The sequence below is a fragment of the Nocardia sp. FBN12 genome, assembly GCF_050320175.1.
Lineage (GTDB): Bacteria > Actinomycetota > Actinomycetes > Mycobacteriales > Mycobacteriaceae > Nocardia.
Map to the genome: position 1 here is coordinate 6,166,481 of NZ_CP190048.1, position 18,146 is coordinate 6,184,626.

The following is an 18,146-nucleotide window of genomic DNA, read 5'->3' on the forward strand; positions in this document are numbered from 1 at the left end:
GAGATGTTGGTAGCGGAGCAGGATTCAACCGAAGACGAGCAGCTACGCGACGACGAGTCGCCGCGTAGCGACGCGCGTTCCTCGGTGCTGTCCCGCGCCATCTTCGTCGGTGGGGTGGTCATTACCGCCGCGCTGTTCACGTTCGGTGCGTGGCAGCGGCGCTGGATCGCCGACGACGGCCTGATCGTGCTGCGCACGATCCGCAACCTGCTCGCGGGCAACGGCCCGGTCTTCAACGTCGACGAGCGCGTCGAGGCCAACACCAGTACCGCGTGGACCTATGTGGTCTGGTTCTTCTCCTGGCTCACGCAGGCCCGCCTCGAGTACGTGGTGCTCGGGGTAGCGCTGGTGGTCTCGGTGCTCGCGGTGGTGTTCGCGATGCTCGGCACCGCGCGGCTGTGGGGTGGAACCAGCGGTCAGCTGCTGATTCCGGCCGGTGTGCTGGTCTACATCGCACTGCCGCCCGCGCGCGATTACGCCACCTCCGGCCTGGAGAGCGGCCTGGTGATCTGCTGGGTCGGGCTGCTGTGGTGGCTGATGATCCGCTGGAGTCAGGCCGCCGTCGTGCGCGTGCCCTCGCTGTTGGGGCTCGTTTTCCTGGCCGGTCTCGCGCCGCTGGTCCGTCCCGAGGCCACGCTGATCGGCGTGCTCGCGCTCGGGATGATCTTCCTGGCCCCGATGCCGCAGTTCCGGTTCGGGCCGATCGTGCTGCGTGCGCTGATCGTGTTCGTCGCCGGGATCGTGCCGGTGGGGTACCAGATCTGGCGGATGGGCTACTACGGCCTGCCGTACCCGAACACCGCGGTCGCCAAGGACGCGGGCGGTGCCAAGTGGGGGCAGGGCGCCATCTACCTGTGGGACCTGGTCGGGCCGTACTACCTGTGGATTCCGCTGCTCGTGCTGCTGATCGCCGGTGTGATCGCCGGTGTCGCGCGTGGGTTCGCGCTGCCGAAGTTGACCGTGGCCGGTCTGCGCGCGTGGCTGCGTTCGCCGAGCGCGGTGGTTGTGATGGTGCTCGGCAGCGGTCTGCTGCTCACCGTGTACGCCGTGCGCGTCGGCGGTGACTTCATGCACGGGCGCATGCTGCTCACGCAGCTGTTCCTGCTGCTGTTGCCGGTGGCTGTCGTCCCGATCCCGACACGGTGGCGCAAGTCCGACTGGTCGGTCGCGGCGCTGCTGATCGCGCTGCTCGGCACCGCGGGCTGGTCGCTGTACGCGTCGAACACGACCGCGATCACCACCGGCACCAAGATCCGCTCCTCCGGCATCGTCGACGAGCGCATCTACTACGTGCTCAACACCGGCAAGGACCACCCGATCCTGGCCGAGGACTACCTCGACTACCCGCGCATGCGGGCCATGGTCAGCGACATCGCCGCCAACCCCAAGGGCGGCCTGCTGCTGAACTCGCCCGCGTTCACGTTCTGGTACCTCGACCCGCCGCCGGAGCCGATCCCCGCTGAGGGCTCGGGGCACACGGTCTACTTCCTGAACCTGGGCATGACGAGCATGAACGTGCCACTGGACGTGCGTGTGATCGACCCGATGGGCCTGGCCTACCCGCTGGCCGCGCATTCGGACCGGCTCGCCGACGGCCGCATCGGCCACGACAAGAGCCTGCTGCCCGACTGGGTGGTAGCCGACTCGGGCATGGTCGACATCCACCCCTGGATGCCCTGGTACATGGACGAGCAATGGGTCACCCAGGCGCGCACGGCCATGTCGTGCCCGCAGACCCAGGCGCTGATGGTCTCCGTCCGCGATCCGCTGACCTTCGATCGGTTCAAGCACAACTTCCGCAACGCCCTGGCGTTCTCGAAGTACCGGATCGACCGGATCCCCAAGTACGAAATCCAGCGCTGCGGCCTCGTCGATCCGTTCCCCGAGCCGCCCCGATAAGGCCGGTGCTGGTACCCATCGACCTATGACCTACACCGGCTGGCCAGGGTTTATTTAGTGGTGTTCGCCGCTAAATCACTTTTCGGTAACGCCAAGCTATGGATGTAGCGATATGGTCACTGGAGGAACGGCCCGTCGGCGCACTGGTGTGCCGGTAATCAGTCGGCGGTCATTGCAACCGCGGTTCCGCGCGAACCGCACGAGGAAAGGCCCATAACAGAATGCGTGGCGGACGTCTCAGAGCCCGGGGAGCCGGCTGGCTCAAACGATCGGTGCTTCTCTCCCTGGCTGTAGTGCTGCCGATCGGCGCGGCGGTGGCTGGTCCCACCGGTACCGCGACGGCGGCCTTCGATCCCACAGCTTTCGACTTCTGGGTCGACTCGGAGATGGGCCCGATCAAGTCGCGGATCTTCCGCGCGGCCGATGGCAACACCAATCGGGTCGTGTACGCGCTCGACGGCATGCGCGCCGGCGACGACCTCAGCGGCTGGGAGAAAGACACCAATGTCGCCCGCGCCCTGATGGACGCCAACATCAACGTCGTGATGCCGGTCGGCGGCCAGTCCAGCTTCTACGCCGACTGGAACGCGCCGAGCAGCTTCTTCGGCCTCGACGCCGGTTCGGGTGGTAGCTCCACCGGTTCGGCCGCCACCGGTTCGTCGATGACCGGTTCGTCGGTCGCGCCCACCCAGGTGGCAGGCAAGAAGAACACCTACAAGTGGGAAACCTTCCTCACGAGCCACCTGCGCAACGCGCTGTCGGCACGGCTGGGTTTCAACCCCAACAACAACGGCGTGTTCGGCCTGTCGATGGGTGGCTCCGCCGCCCTGACGCTGGCCGCCTACCACCCCGATCAGTTCAGCTTCGCGGGCTCGTTCTCCGGGTACCTGAACATCTCGGCGCCCGGTATGCGTGAGGCGATGCGTGTCGCGATGGTCTCGGCCGGCGCGTTCAACATCGACGCGATGGCGCCGCCGTGGGGCCAGCAGTGGTTCCACATGGATCCGTTCGTGTTCGCCCCGCGCCTGGTCGCCAACGGCACCCGTATCTGGGTCTCCGCGGCCAGTGGTATCCCCGGTGCGGGCGATGTGTCCAACCCGATGGAGATCGTCCAGGGTGTCCCGCTGGAACTGCTCGCGATGGTGAACAGCCGCGCGTTCCAGGTCCGCATGGCCACTCTCGGCGGCGGCAACGCCCACTTCGACTTCCCGATCACCGGCGTGCACAACTGGCGCAACTGGGAAACCGAAGTCAACCGCATGATCCCGGACCTGTCCGCGAACATCGGTTAGTCACACCCGCTAGACCCCGAAAAACCGTCCGGTGCCTCGTCAGCACCGGGCGGTTTTTCTCGTTCTTGTCACGATCCGAGCGACACACGGTGACGAATCATGGGCGACAGATCACCCGGAGTTGTGCTTCGGGTCACTTTCCAGCAACATGTAGACCATTCGTCACCGATTTATACACAGTGAGCATGCGTCGAGGTTGAATCGTCCGTTTTGCCCTGGATTGGTTCCGCGCGACGTCCGATGAGGGATCCGACTGCGTAGCTCGGGATTTGCGCGTTCGGTCTGCGAGAAAGGTCTAGTCGAATGCGAACACTGCGCCGCAAGCGTGGGCCCGTGAAGACCGCAGCCCCTGGTTCGTGGGCTCGGCGATGGGCCGCGGGCGTATCGATGGCTCTACTGCTTCCGATCGCCACGGCCGTTTCCGGCGGTGTCGCTCCCGCCTCGGCCGGATTCAACGGCAATGCCTTCGACTTCTGGGTCGACTCCGGGATGGGCCCGATCAAATCGCGCGTGCTACGCGCCGCCGACGGCAACACCAACCGCGTCGTCTACGTTCTCGACGGCATGCGCGCGCCGGAGAACCTGAACGGCTGGGAGATCGAAACCGATGTCCCCAACGCGCTCGCCGCGGCCAATATCAACGTGGTCATGCCGGTCGGCGGTATGTCCAGCTTCTACGCCGACTGGAACTCGCCGAGTGAATTCTTCGGCATTCCCGGCAACGGTGTGCCCGCCTCCGGTTCCGGCGCGGGCAACGCGCTGTCCGGCGGGCCTGGCAAGAGCTACCGCTACCAGTGGGAATCGTTCCTCACCGGCGACCTGCGCAACGCGCTGGCCGACCGTCTCGGCTTCAATCGCTTCCGCAACGGCGTGTTCGGCCTGTCGATGGGCGGCTCGGCCGCGCTGACGCTGGCCGCCTACCATCCGGACCAGTTCTCCTTCGCCGGTGCGTATTCGGGTTACCTGAACATCTCGGCACCCGGCATGCGCGAGGCCATCCGGCTCGCGATGCTCGACGCGGGCGGCTACAACGTGGACTCCATGGCACCGCCGTGGGGCCCACAGTGGCTGCGGATGGATCCATTCGTGTTCGCCCCCAATCTGGTAGGCAACAACACCCGGCTGTGGATAGCGGCGGGCTCAGGCTTGCCGACCAGTACCGACGGCCCGAACATGGGCACCGTCAACGGGATGGCACTGGAAGCCTTGGCACTGGCCAACACCAAGGCATTCGAAGTCAGGATGGCGACTCTCGGCGCCCGTAACGTCACCTACTCTTTCCCGGCCTTCGGCATCCACGCCTGGAACAACTGGAATGACGAAGCACTGCGGATGATCCCGGATTTGTCCAACAACATCGGGTGAACATCACTAACCGGCACCGCAACATTTGCGGTGCCGGTTCTGTCTGTCCAGACAACCGAAGCGACTGGACAATTCGCGCCCGAGCCGACTACGCCACCTGCATAACCCAGCGACCACGGATTTTCGGCCGCCTCGGATCCGAGGGGCGAGACGGAACGCCGCAGGCGCAGTATCGCCCCTCGGATTCGAGGCCCACAGGGCCGAAAATCCCGCGGCGCCAGCCGCCAATATCCCTGCCCTTGCGGTTAATTCGTGGGTCGAATATCCTCCAGCGAGCGTAAGTGTGACCAGATCGTTGTTTCATCCGTCTGATCGACCGGGCTGTCGGGGCCGTGTCGAGTGGGCGGCCGACGCGTCTGGCATGCCATAACAGCAGAAAGAGAGCGGAATTCACATGCGTTTCGGCAAGGCCGTCGCGCCGGCATCTCGTGGTTGGCGTAATCGAATTCTAGCTGTCGGCGCTGCAGCCCTCGTGCTGCCGATCGCCGCGGGAGCGGCCCCGACCGCGTTCGCCGCACCGTCGGTGTCGGCACCCGTGTTGCGCGCGCCGGCCGGTGGCTATGAAGAACTCATGGTGCCGTCGAAGATGGGCCCGGTGAAGGTCCAGGTGCAGTGGGCGAAGAACGGTGGCAACGCCGCGCTCTACCTGCTCGACGGCCTGCGGGCCCGTGACGACCGCAACGCCTGGTCGTTCGAGACCAACGCGATGCAGCAGTTCAGCAACGACAACGTCACCCTGGTGATGCCCGTCGGTGGCCAGTCCAGCTGGTACGCCGACTGGACCGCCGCCAGCAACACCAACGGCCAGAAGACCACCTACAAGTGGGAGTCCTTCCTGACCGAAGAGCTCCCGGCCTTCCTCGAGGGCTACGGCGTGTCCCGCAAGAACAACGCGGTGCTCGGCCTGTCGATGTCGGGTCCGGCCGCGCTGCGTCTCGCCGCGCTGAACCGCGATCAGTTCAAGCACGCGTCCTCGCTCTCGGGTCCGCTGAACTGGGGCGCCCCCGGCATGCGTGAGGCCATCCGCGTGATGATGCTCGACGCCGGCCGTTTCAACGTCGACGCCATGGCCGCTCCGTGGAGCTCGGCGTGGCTGCGGATGGACCCGATGGTGTTCGCGCCCGAGCTGCGCGGCCTGCCGATGTTCATCTCCTCGGCCAACGGCCTGCCTGCCCAGCACGACAAGCCGGCTGGTCTCGGCGGCGTCTACAACACCGGTAACGCGATGGCCATCGAGGCCATCTCGTTCGTGAGCACGCTGGCGTTCCAGCGTCGCCTCAACTCCCTCGGCATCAATGCCGTCTACGACGTCGGTGCCTCCGGTACCCACTCGTGGAAGTACTGGGAAGACGAGCTGTGGAAGGCGCGTCCGCACATCCTGAATGCACTGGGCGCCTAGTAGTTTCCGCTCAGCAACAACCTGAAGACCGGCTCACCCCCAGGGTGGGCCGGTCTTTTTGCTGCACTCGACCATCGCGTGTCATCCCCAGTTATCGCTGGTTACTGCGGTACAACCGACGGTGATGCTGTGTCCCAATTCCGGGATGAGGAGGGTCGCGTGTGATGAAACATCGTGTCTCGGTACATCGTGCTTCGGCCACGATGCGGCGGATCCTCGGAATCGCGGTCATGGCGGCGGCCCTGCTCGCACCGGCTGTCACCGTTCCCGCGCAGGCGCAGCCCGGTGTGTCGGCCGTGCAGCGGGTGGACTGGCTCTCGGATCGGCGGGTGGCGCTGTGGGTGTACTCGGCCGCCATGAAGACCCCGATCCAGGTGCAGATGCTGTTGGCGCGGGACTGGAACGCGCGCCCCGACGCGAAGTTCCCGATGATGCTCATGCTCGACGGCCTGCGCGCGCAGGACGACGAGAACGGCTGGACCAAAGACGCTGACGCCGAGGGCTTCTACGCCGACAAGAACGTCAACGTGGTGCTGCCCGTCGGCGGCCAGTCGAGCTGGTACTCGGATTGGCTCGCGCCCGACAACGGCATCAACTACAAGTGGGAGACGTTCCTGACCAAGGAGCTCCCGCCGATCCTAGAGCGTGACTGGCGAACCACGGATGTGCGTGGCGTACAAGGACTTTCGATGGGCGGCACGGCGGCGATGAATCTCGCGGGCCGCAATCCGGGCCTGATGAGATACGTGGCCTCCTACTCGGGCCTGCTCACCACCACGACACTCGGGATGCCGCAGGCGATCACCTTCGCCAACAAGGACGCCGGCGGTTTCGACGCGGGCGCGATGTGGGGTCCGCCCGGCAGCCCCGAGTGGGAGGCGCACGATCCCTATCTGCTGGCCGACAAGCTCGAAGGCGTCAGCATGTACGTCTCCAGCGGCAGCGGCCTGGCCGGTTCGCACGATCAGCTCGGTGAAGTGCCGCTGATGAGCGAGAACTGGGCGGGCACCGGCCTGGAGATCCTGTCGCGGCTGTCGACCCAGAATTTCGTCGCCAAGCTGGAGAAGCTGGCGATCCCGGTACAGGCGAACTACCGCCCGGCGGGCACCCACACGTGGCCGTACTGGGATTTCGAGATGCGTCAGTCGTGGTCGCAGGCGGCCGCGGCGCTCGGCACCGATCCCGGCGGGGCTACCTGCGCCCTCGGCGGGGCGATCGCCGGCGTCGCGCAGGCGGCGAACTGGCTGGGCAACTGCGTGACCGCGGAGTACCCCGCTGGCACCGGAACGGTGCAGGACTTCCTGAACGGCCGGGTGTTCCATTCGGCCGCGACGGGCACGCACCCGGTGGGCGGGCGGATCGGTGGCACCTACGCCGGAATCGGCGGCGCGTCGTCGCCGCTCGGCCTGCCCAACGGTGACGATCACGGCCTGCCCGACGGGCGCGGCCGCATGCAGACCTTCGAAGGCGGCTCGATCTACTGGACGCCGCAGACCGGCGCGCAGGTGATGCGCGGCGCGTTCCTCGAGGAGTGGGGCAAGCAGGGTTACGAGGGCGGGCCCGCCGGCTACCCGGTGGCGGCCGAAGCGCCGACACCCAGCCGTGACGGCTCGGTGCAGGCCTTCGAACACGGCCCGATGTTCTACAGCCCGGCCACCGGCGCGCATCGGGTACAGGGCTTCGTCCTGGACAAGTACAGCCAGCTCGGCTTCGAGAACAGCCCGCTCGGGTTCCCGGTCGCCGAGGAGGCGCCGCTGAAGGATCTCGGGCGCTACAGCCGGTTCGAGGGCGGCAACATCTACTGGAGTCCGCTCTCGGGTGCCTGGTCGGTGCGCAACGGCGCGCTCGCCGATGCCTGGGGCGCGCAGGGGTTCGAGAACGGCAGGCTCGGCTACCCGGTGAGCGACGAGTTCACGGTTCCCGGCGGAATCCAGCAGAACTTTCAGACCGGGTTCATCGTGGTGCGAGACGGCAAATCCGAAGTTCACGGGGTGTGAGCCCGGGCTGAGAACTCTCTGAGCTTCGCCGCGCGGTGCCCGGCAGCGCCGATTGTCCGGCTAGCCTGGTCTGCGACCGCTTCCCTGACGAACGATCGAGGAACATCTTCATGCATCGGATCCCTGGCAAGGTAGCCGGATCGGTCGCGGCGCTCGCTGCCGTCGCGCTGTTGTCCGCCTGTGGTGGCAACGACTCGACCGCGTCGCAGACGCCCACATTGTCGACCAGCGCCGCCGCGAAGTCGACGACGACGCCGCCGGTGGTCATCGAGCCGCCGGCCGAGGCCCCGTCGAGCACCGAGACCAGCGCGCCGAGCGAGGCGCCGACGCCCATCCCGGAGACCAGCACGGCTGCCCCCGCGACCGGCAAGGACAAGGCGTTCCTGGATGAACTGTCCAAGAACGGCATCACCCCGGGCGACCAGACGACCGCGCTGACCACCGCCACCTACATCTGCTCCACGAAGGGCTCCGGCGCCAGTGACGCCGATGTGGCCACCTTCGTCGCCGCGATGGCGGGCACCGACCCGGCCTTCGACGCGTCGAAGATGGATGTCAACAAGGCAGCACAGATCTACATCGCTGCCGCGAACTCGACCTACTGCTAGTGACGCCCCGACCGACGCGACGTTCCCGCAGGTTCTGGCCTGCGGGGTGTTTCACCGTGCTGGCGCTGCTCGTGCTGGCGATCATCGTCATCGTGCTGCTCTGGTACCTGCTCGCGGGCCGGTTGAAGGAGCCGGGGCCAACACCGCCCGGCCCGCCGCCGCCCACGTCGCAGTCGGCGGAGTGTCCCGATGTGATGCTGCTCTCGATCCCGGGCACCTGGGAGTCGTCGAGCACCGACGATCCGTACAACCCGCAGGCGAACCCGATCTCGTTGATGCTCAGCGTGTCCGGGCCCTTGCGCGCGCAGTTCCCGGACAGCCGGCTCGAGGTGTACACGGTCCCGTATGTGGCCCAGTTCTCGAACCCGATCGCGATCCCGCCGGACGGCCAGGCTTCCTACAACAACAGCCGCACCGAGGGCACCGCGCGCGCGACCGACGTGCTGGCCCAGCGCCACAAGGAATGCCCGTTGACGAACTTCGTCATCGCGGGCTTCTCGCAGGGTGCCGTGATCGCCGGTGACGTCGCCGCCCAGATCGGCGCGGGCAACGGCCCGATCCCGGAGGCCAATGTGCTCGGCGTGACGGTGATCGCCGACGGCCGCCGCACTGCCACCGGCCCTGGTCAGCCCACCGAGATCGGCGATCCGCCGCCGACGGGCGAGGGCGCGGAGGTGGCGCTCAAGGGTGTCAATGTGCCTGGCATCAGCATGACCGGCCCGCGCCCCGGCGGCTTCGGCACGCTGGCGCCGAAGGTGAACTCCATCTGCGCGCCCGGCGACATGATCTGTGACGCGCCGCGCCAGGCCCTCAATCCGGTCAACGCGCTGGGCAGTCTGGCCGCGCTGATCCGCTCCGCGGGCAATCCCGTGCACGCGCTGTACGCCTCGAACACGGTGGACGGCAACGGCACAACGGCCACCCAGTGGACGGTCAACTGGGCCGCGGAGCTCATCGAGAACGCACCGCATCCGCCGCATTCCTGACGGAGTTGTCACAGTCACAGTGGGGGCGTGATTGGCGCTGATCATGCCTCGCTGTGACATCCGCACGCCGGATCGCTCGCACGCTGTAAAGTGCGCTGGGAATTGCGCCCGAGTACACACCAGCCAGGAGCGAAGAGTTCATGACCGAAGCTGCCGCACCCGTCGGTGAATTGACCGCGCTGGGTACGCCGCTGCGTCCGTTCCGCTTCGGAGCGGCCGGAGAGGGCAACAAGCAAGAGGGTGGCGCGCGCAAGTTCGTTCAGACGGCGCAGGAAGCCGAAGAGATGGGGTACGACACCTTCTTCGTGCCTGATCACCTGGGCGATCAGGTCGGCCCGATCGCCGCGCTGGGCGCACTCACCCAAGCCACCTCCAAGATCCGTCTCGGCACTTCGGTGCTGGCCAACGGGTTACGTCACCCCGTCGTGGTCGCCAAGGAGCTGGCCACCCTCGATGTCCTGTCCAAGGGACGGCTCGAGGTCGGCGTCGGTGCGGGCTGGATCAAGGAAGAGTTCGACAACGCGGGTATCGCGTTCGAACGTCCCGGCATCCGGCTGGAGAAGCTCGACGAGTCGCTGACCATCCTGGACACGCTGCTGCGCGGCCAGGAGTGCAATTTCGAGGGCAAGCACTATCAGGTGCGTGGCATCAAGGGCACCCCGCGTCCGCGGCAGGGCCCGCGCCCGCCGCTGTGTACCGGTGGCGGCGGTCCGAAGATGCTTGCGCTGGCGGCCAAGCACGCCGACATCGTCTCGGTCGTGCCGCAGACCACCAAGAACGGCAAGGGCCTGCTCTCGGGCATCACGCTCGAGAAGACGATCGAGAAGGTCAACATCGTCAAGGCCGCTGCCGGTGACCGGTTCGCCGACATCGAACTGAACTGGGCCATCACCGCCATCGTCATTACCGACGACCGCGAGAAGACCGCCGAGATGGCGCTCAACGCGATCAAACGGGGCCTGCATCCCGACCTCGAAGTCGACGTCGAACTGACCGTCGAGGAGATCCTGAGCTCGCCTTACATCGCGATCGGCACGTTCGAGGAGATCGCCGAACAGGTCAAGCGTGTGCGGCAACTCACTTCGATGTCGTATGTGGGCATCTTCCCCACCCAGATGGACGCTTTCGCGCCTGTCATTCCGCTGCTGCGGGAGGACTGAGCGGGGGTTCTCTGTAACATGACTCTGGTTTGAGAACATCTAGCCGATAGCGGTCACCGCGCAGACCGCTCGAAAATCCGCAGGCTGTCGACGCACGTTCGTGTGAGCTCGATGTCCGGTGGCGATATAGCGAGTCGAGGCCGCAGAGCTTGTCATCGCGTCCTCGCAAGGAGAAGAAGGAATGGAAGAGACTTTCGACGACTACCTGGACGAAACCGGGAATATTGTCATTCCCGAGGGTCGGACCCTGGTCGATCACGTCGAGAAGCACACCCGTAACGATGCGAATACGCTCGCGTACCGCTACATCGACTACTCGCGGGAACGCGACGGCGAGGTGCACGAGCTGACCTGGCAGGAGTTCGGCGTACGGCTGCGCGCGGTGGCCGCTCGCCTGCAACAGGTGACCAACCCGGGCGACCGGGTCGCGATCCTCGCGCCGCAGGGCCTGGATTACGTGATCTCCTTCTTCGCGGCGATCTACGCGGGCACCATCTCGGTGCCGCTGTTCGATCCCGACGAGCCGGGCCACACCGACCGCCTGCACGCCGTGCTAGGCGACTGCGAGCCGTCGGCGATCCTCACCGCGACCTCCTCGGCCGCCGGTGTGCGTCAGTTCTTCCGCTCGCTGCCCGCCGCGCAGCGCCCGCGCATCATCGCCGTCGACGCCATCCCGGACACTCTCGGTGATTCCTGGGTGCGCCCCGACACCGCGATCGACGACATCGCCTACCTGCAGTACACCTCGGGTTCCACCCGGGTACCCGCGGGCGTGGAGATCACCCACCGCGCGGTCGGCACCAACCTGCTGCAGATGATCAAGTCGCTGAACATGAACGAGAACTCGCGCGGTGTCACCTGGCTCCCGCTGTTCCACGACATGGGCCTGCTCACGGTGATCCTGCCCGCGGTCGGCGGCAAGTTCATCACGATCATGTCGCCGAGTGCGTTCGTGCGTCGACCCTCGCGCTGGATCAACGAGCTGGCCGCCGTCTCCGACGGTGCCGGTACGTTCGCGGCCGCGCCGAACTTCGCGTTCGAGCACGCCGCCGCGCGTGGTGTGCCCAAGGCGGGCGAGTCGCTGGATCTGTCGAACGTGATCGGCCTGATCAACGGGTCAGAGCCGGTGACGGTCTCCTCGATGAAGAAGTTCAACGAGGCGTTCGCGCCGTTCGGCCTGCCCAAGACCGCGATCAAGCCCTGCTACGGCATGGCCGAGGCCACGCTGTTCGTCTCGGCCACCCGCGCCGAGGACGAGGCCAAGTACGTCTACGTCGACCGCAACGAGCTCAACGCCGGCCGCATGGTGCGCGTGGAGCAGTCCGACGACACCGCCATCGCGCAGGTGTCGTGTGGTTATGTCGGGCTCTCGCAGTGGGCCGTGATCGTCGATCCGGAGTCCGCTGACACCGCTGAGGGGCGCGAGCTGCCAGACGGTCAGGTCGGCGAGATCTGGCTGCACGGCAACAACATGGGCATCGGTTACTGGGGTCGCCCCGCCGAGTCGGCCAAGGCGTTCCGCAACAAGGTCACCGAGCCGGTCGAAGGTGGGCACGCCGACGGCACCGATCCCGACGCCGACTGGATGCGCACCGGCGACTTCGGCGTGTACTTCGAAGGTGAGCTCTACATCACCGGTCGGGTCAAGGACCTGGTGATCGTCGATGGCCGCAACCACTACCCGCAGGACCTGGAGTACTCCGCACAGGAGGCCTCCAAGGCGCTGCGCCCCGGTTTCGTCGCGGCCTTCGCGGTGCCTGCCAACCAGCTGCCCGCCGAGGTCTTCGCCGCCGACAGCCACTCCGGCCTGAAGTTCGACGTCGACGACGCGTCCGAGCAACTGGTGGTCGTGGCCGAACGCGGTCCCGGCGCCGGTAAGGCCGATCCAGGGCCGATCGCCGACGCGGTGCGTGCCGCGGTCTCGATGCGCCACGGCGTGACCGCTCGTGACATCCTGCTGGTGCCGGCGGGTTCCATCCCGCGTACGTCCAGCGGCAAGATCGCCCGGCGTGCCTGCAAGGCCGCCTACCTCGAGGGAACGCTGCGCGGTGGTTACACCCAGCAGGCTTTCCCCGATGCACCGGAAGAGTAATTGGCTCGACACGGAGACGACGCCCGGCATGCGCCCGCATGCCGGGCGTGGAGTTCCACGGCGCGCCCTGCACACCTACAGGTAGCTTGAGGACTGATGGCTGACAACGATGGCGCCCAGAATGATGACCGTGCGATGAACCCTTCCGGTGACAACGCGACCCCTCCGACGAGCGGTGAGCTTTCGGTAGCCGAGCTGCGCGAATGGTTGCGCCGCTGGGTCGCTGACGCGACCGGGCAGTCTGTCGATGCGATCACTGTCGACCGGCCGATGGAGGAGTTCGGGCTCGCTTCGCGCGATGCGCTCGCGCTGGGTGGTGACATCGAGGACCTCACCGGTGTGGTGCTCACGCCGACGGTGGTCTACCAGCATCCGACGATCGCCTCGCTGGCCGAGGTCATCGTGCACGGTGAGCCGGAGCCCGAGCCCGAGGACTCCTCGGAGTACACCGCCGCGTTCGCGCCGTCCGAGGCGCATGACGTCGCGGTGGTCGGCCTGTCCACGCGTCTGCCGGGTGCGGGTAGCACTCCCGAGTCGACCTGGGAGTTCATCATCGGCCGCGGTGACGCGATCCGTGAGCTGCCCGAAGGTCGCTGGTCGGAGTTCCTGACCGATCCGTCCGTGTCCGAGACCATCGACCGGGCCAACACCCTCGGCGGCTACCTGGACCAGGACGTCATCAAGGGTTTCGACGCCGAATTCTTCGCGATGTCGCCGATCGAGGTCGAGCAGGTCGACCCGCAGCAGCGGCTGATGATGGAGCTCACCTGGGAGGCGCTCGAGCACGCGCGCATCCCGGCCAGCGACCTCAAGGGCGGCCAGGTCGGCGTGTTCGTCGGCTCGTCCACCAACGATTTCCAGATGATCGCCTCCCTCGGTCTCGGCGACACCGACCCCGACGCGCCTGCTTCGTCGCGCGGATACGCGCTGCTCGGCGGCTCGACCGGCATCATCGCCAACCGCGTCTCCTACTTCTACGACTTCCGTGGCCCGTCGATCACCGTCGACACCGCCTGCTCGTCGACCATCGTGGCCGTGCACCAGGCCGTGCGCGCGCTCCGTAGCGGCGAGGCCGAGGTGGCGCTGGCCGGTGGCGTGAACATGATCCTGGCCCCCGTGATCACTCTCGGTTTCGACCAGAACGGCGCCGTCGCCAAGGACGGGCACATCAAGGCGTTCTCGTCTGATGCCGACGGCATGGTTCGCTCCGAAGGCGCGGGCATGATCGTGCTCAAGCGCCTGGCCGACGCCGAGCGTGACGGCGACAACATCATGGGCGTCATCAAGGGTTCCGCGGTGAACTCCGACGGCCGCTCCAACGGCCTGTTCGCGCCCAACCCCGACGCACAGGCCGACGTCCTGCGCGCCGCCTATCGCGACGCGGGCATCGTTCCCAACACCGTCGACTACATCGAGGCCCACGGCACCGGCACCCCGATCGGCGACCCGATCGAAGCCGAGGCGCTGGCCCGCGTGATCGGCCGTGGCCGCGATGCGGACAAGCCCGCCCTGCTCGGTTCGGCCAAGACCAACTTCGGCCACCTCGAGTCCGGCGCGGGCGTGCCAGCTCTCGCGAAGGTGCTGATGTCGTTCCAGCACAACGTGATTCCGCCGAGCATCAACTACGCGGGCCCGAGCCCGTACATCCCGTTCGAGCAGGCCAACCTCAAGGTTGTCGACGAGGCCACGGAGTACCCGCGCTACAGCGGCGTCGCGACCGTCGGCATCTCCGGCTTCGGCTTCGGTGGCACCAACGCGCACATGGTGCTGCAGGAGTACGTGCCCACGGCCACGGTTGTCGAGAACGTGACCGCTGAGCAGGTCGCCGCCGAGGAGATCGAGGGCGAGGAGACCACCGATGTGGTCGCCGAGGCCATCGCGATCACCGAGGCCGCTGTCGAGCCGGTGGAACCGGTCGTCGAATGGGACGGCGAGCGCGAGGAACCGCTGCCCGTGATCCTCGCCGTGTCGGCCTACCTGCCCTCGCGTCGCAAGCGCGCCGCCGCCGACCTGGCCGACTGGCTCGAAGGCGCGGGCAAGGACGTGCCGCTGGCCGATGTCGCCCGCTCGCTGGCCAAGCGCAGCCACCAGCGTTCGCGCGGTGTGGTGCTGGCCAAGACGCACGAAGAGGCTGTCACCGGTCTGCGCGCCATCGCCGAGGGTAAGCCCGGCGCCGGTGTGTTCACCGCTGATTCGCCCGCGTCCAACGGCCCGGTCTGGGTGTTCGCCGGTTTCGGTTCGCAGCACCGCAAGATGGCCAAGCAGCTCTACGGCGAGAACTCGATCTTCCGCACGACCGTCGACGAGGTCGACGAGCTGGTGCAGGACGAGGCCGGGTACTCGATCCGCGAGATGATCCTCGACGACGAGCAGGACTACGACGTCGGCACCTGCCAGGTCGGCATCTTCACCATCCAGCTCGGCCTTGCCGCCGTGCTGCGCGCCCACGGCGCGGAACCCACTGCGGTAGTTGGTCATTCGATGGGTGAGGTGGCCGGCTCCTACATCGCCGGTGGCCTGTCGATCGAAGACGCGGTGCGCGTGATCTGCGCCCGTTCGCGCCTGATGGGCGAGGGCGAGCAGATGCTCACCGACGACGAAGTGCGCAATATGGCACTGGTCGAACTCAGCGCCCACGATGTGGCGCTACTGCTGCCGAAGTACCCCGACGTGGAGTGCGCGGTGTACGCCGCGCCGACCAACACCGTGATCGGCGGCCCCCGTGAGCAGGTGGAGCAGATCGTCGCCGAGGTCGAGGCGATGGGCAAGTTCGCCCGCATCCTCCCCACCCGCGGCGCGGGCCACACCTCCCAGATGGACCCGCTGCTCGGCGAACTCGCCGCCGAACTGGCGGGCATCGAGCCGACCTCGCTGAAGACCGGCCTGTACTCCACGGTGCACGAGGGCCTGTTCTTCAAGCCCGGTTCCGAGCCGATCCACGACGAGCCCTACTGGGTGAAGAACATGCGCCACAGCGTGTGGTTCACCAACGCCATCAAGGCCGCCGTCGACTCCGGCCACACCACGTTCCTGGAGCTGGCGCCCAATTCCGTTGCGCTGATGCAGGTTCTGGGCACCACGTTCGCCGCGGGTGTGCACGACGCGCAGCTCATCCCGACGCTCAAGCGCAAGGAAGACGAGTCCGCCGGTGTGATCGGCGCGCTCGCTCAGCTCTACGTGCACGGCCACGCCGTGAACCTGAGTTCGCTGCTGCCCGAAGGTGATTACGCCGATGTGCCGCGAACCGCGTTCGTGCGCAAGGAGTACTGGCCCAAGGTCTCGATGTCCTCGGGCGGCGGGAACACTCGCGTGCCCGGCGCGCACGTCGCCATGCCGGACGGCCGCCACGCCTGGGAGGTTCAGGCCTCCTCGGTGAGCGACCTGGCCGCGTTGGTGAAAGCCGCTGCAGCACAGGTTCTTTCGGACGTCGCGGTTTCTGTTTCACATCCACATGCAGCCCTGCCTACCTCAGGCACGTTGACCACCACGTTGACCCCGCACCTCGGTGGTGCGTCGGTCCAGGTGCACGCGAAGTCCGGCGCCGGGTTCACCCTGCTGTTCGACGCGGTCGTCACCTCCGGTGCCGCCCTCCCCGAACCGGTTGCCGCCCTTGCGGTTCCAGCCGCCGAAGCCGAGCCGACCGCCGCCGAGATCGCCATCGCCACCGGTGACCGCTGGAGCCCCGACAGCGGCGAGACCATCGAGCAGCGGCTGTGCGTCATCGTCGCCGAATCCATGGGCTACGCCGTCGAGGACCTCCCGATGGAGATCCCGCTGATGGAGCTCGGCCTCGATTCGCTGATGGCCATGCGCATCAAGAACCGCGTCGAATACGAATTCGACATCCCGCAGCTGCAGATCTCCGCGGTGCGCGACGCCAGCCTCAACGAGGTCTCGAAGGTGCTGCGCTACGCGATCGAACATCGCGACGAGGTCGCGGCGATGGCGGAGAAGCAGGCTGCCGCCAAGGCCGCGGGTGAAGATGTCGAGCTGGGTGTCGACGCCAACTTCGTCGAGGCGGCTCGGGCCGCGATCGCCGCGGGGGAGGATCCGCTGGCGGTGGCGAAGAAGGCAGAAGCCGAGCTGTCGTCGGAAGCTGCTGTTGCCGAACAGGTTTCGGATGCGGTGCCGACTGATGCGAGTGCTCCGACCGCTGCGGTCGCCGAAGCCGCAGCTGCCGCCGAGGTGGCTACGCCTGCCGCCGAAGCGGTTTCGGAGCCGGCTGTCGACATCGACTACTTCGCCGATGCCGCCGGTGACGAGGACAACGTTCCGCCACGTGACGCGGCCGAACGCCTGGCCTACGCCACCTGGGCCGTTGTCACCGGAACTTCGCCCGGCGGTGTCTACAACACCTTGCCGATCCTCGAGGAGGACGTCGCAGAGAAGATGGCGGCCCGCCTCACCGAGCGGGTCAAGGCCGAGGTCACCGTCGACGACGTGCTCGATTGCGAGTCGATCGAACAGCTCGCCGAGATCGTGCGCAATCTGCAGGACAGTGGCGCCGACGTCGATGGCTTCGTCCGTCCGCTGCGGGCGCGTGCCGAGGGCTCGGACGCCGTGCCGGTCTTCGTGTTCCATCCCTCGGGTGGCAACACCCTCGTGTACGAGCCGCTGCTGAAGCGTCTCGGTGCGGACACTCCGATGTACGGATTCGAGCGGGTCGAGGGCGATATCGAGGAACGTGCTCGCCAGTACCTGCCCGAACTGCGCAAGCTCCAGGGCAACGGTCCGTACGTGCTGTACGGCTGGTCGCTCGGCGCGGTGCTGTCGCTGCAGGTCGCTCAGCTCCTTCGCGAAGAAGGCGCCGACGTGCGCGTGGTCGGTCTGATCGACCTGGCGCTTCCGGTCAACGGCGAGGACAACAGCCCCGAGGAGCGGGTGCGCCGCATTCAGCGCTACCAGCAGTTCGCCAAGACCACCTACGGCGTCGAGGGCGAATTGCCTGACGAGCAGCTGCAGGAACTCGCCCAGGCAAACGACGAGGAGCAGTACGACATCGTCGCCAGCCTGGTGAAGCTGACCGGCGCGAAGATCCCCGGCGGTGTGCTCGAACACCAGCGCACCTCGTGGATCGAGAGCCGTCACCTGGCGAAGGCGAAGCCGACCCAATACGACGGCGACGCGGTGCTCTACCTGGCCGATCGCTACCACGACGGCATGATCCAGCTCGAGCCGCGTTTCGCGGATCGCAAGCCCAACGGTGGTTGGGACGAGTACATTCCGAACCTCGAAGTGGTCCGCATCCCCGGCGACCACCTGCAGATTGTCGACGAACCGCGGATCGGCCAGATCGGTGCCGACCTCGCCGCCAAACTGGCCGCGATTTCCGCAAAGGGAGAATAAGT

10 protein-coding genes are annotated in these 18,146 nt (G+C 66.9%); all 10 read left to right on the plus strand.

What is annotated here, in order from left to right:
* The first annotated feature begins 3 nt into the window (after nucleotides 1-3).
* The 10 genes from zomB (at nucleotide 4) to pks13 (ending at nucleotide 18,144) form a co-directional block, all read left to right on the plus strand.
* On the plus strand, nucleotides 4-1,899 hold the full coding sequence (zomB, locus tag ACQHI0_RS29100; RefSeq protein WP_427909342.1) for a flagellar motor control protein ZomB: 1,896 nt from the start codon (nucleotides 4-6) through the stop codon (nucleotides 1,897-1,899).
* A 221-nt stretch (nucleotides 1,900-2,120) separates the two neighbouring features.
* The gene (locus ACQHI0_RS29105) at nucleotides 2,121-3,191 is read left to right on the plus strand and encodes an alpha/beta hydrolase (protein ID WP_427904949.1); all 1,071 of its coding nucleotides are present in this window, start codon (nucleotides 2,121-2,123) and stop codon (nucleotides 3,189-3,191) included.
* 303 nt (nucleotides 3,192-3,494) lie between these two features.
* Nucleotides 3,495-4,556 (plus strand): alpha/beta hydrolase, encoded by a 1,062-nt coding sequence (locus ACQHI0_RS29110; RefSeq protein WP_427904950.1) that lies wholly within the window; start codon nucleotides 3,495-3,497, stop codon nucleotides 4,554-4,556.
* Between the two features lie 394 nt (nucleotides 4,557-4,950).
* The gene (locus ACQHI0_RS29115; protein ID WP_427904951.1) at nucleotides 4,951-5,955 is read left to right on the plus strand and encodes an alpha/beta hydrolase; all 1,005 of its coding nucleotides are present in this window, start codon (nucleotides 4,951-4,953) and stop codon (nucleotides 5,953-5,955) included.
* 164 nt (nucleotides 5,956-6,119) lie between these two features.
* Entirely contained in the window at nucleotides 6,120-7,952 is a 1,833-nt protein-coding gene (locus tag ACQHI0_RS29120) for an alpha/beta hydrolase-fold protein (RefSeq protein WP_427904952.1), read from the plus strand.
* Between the two features lie 110 nt (nucleotides 7,953-8,062).
* Complete coding sequence (locus tag ACQHI0_RS29125; protein ID WP_427904953.1) at nucleotides 8,063-8,560, plus strand: DUF732 domain-containing protein; 498 nt, start codon at nucleotides 8,063-8,065, stop codon at nucleotides 8,558-8,560.
* Nucleotides 8,554-9,546, plus strand: a complete 993-nt coding sequence (locus ACQHI0_RS29130) for a cutinase family protein (RefSeq protein ID WP_427909343.1) — start codon at nucleotides 8,554-8,556, stop codon at nucleotides 9,544-9,546. Before ACQHI0_RS29125 ends, ACQHI0_RS29130 begins: the two co-directional genes overlap by 7 nt.
* Before the next feature lie 140 nt (nucleotides 9,547-9,686).
* A complete protein-coding gene (locus ACQHI0_RS29135) occupies nucleotides 9,687-10,706 on the plus strand; it encodes an LLM class F420-dependent oxidoreductase (RefSeq protein ID WP_427904954.1) in 1,020 nt (339 codons plus the stop codon).
* Between the two features lie 181 nt (nucleotides 10,707-10,887).
* Nucleotides 10,888-12,798, plus strand: coding sequence for a long-chain-fatty-acid--AMP ligase FadD32 (fadD32, locus tag ACQHI0_RS29140; RefSeq protein WP_427904955.1), 1,911 nt, complete (start codon nucleotides 10,888-10,890; stop codon nucleotides 12,796-12,798).
* Between the two features lie 96 nt (nucleotides 12,799-12,894).
* Nucleotides 12,895-18,144 (plus strand): polyketide synthase Pks13, encoded by a 5,250-nt coding sequence (gene pks13, locus ACQHI0_RS29145; protein ID WP_427904956.1) that lies wholly within the window; start codon nucleotides 12,895-12,897, stop codon nucleotides 18,142-18,144.
* Nucleotides 18,145-18,146 lie beyond the last annotated feature (2 nt).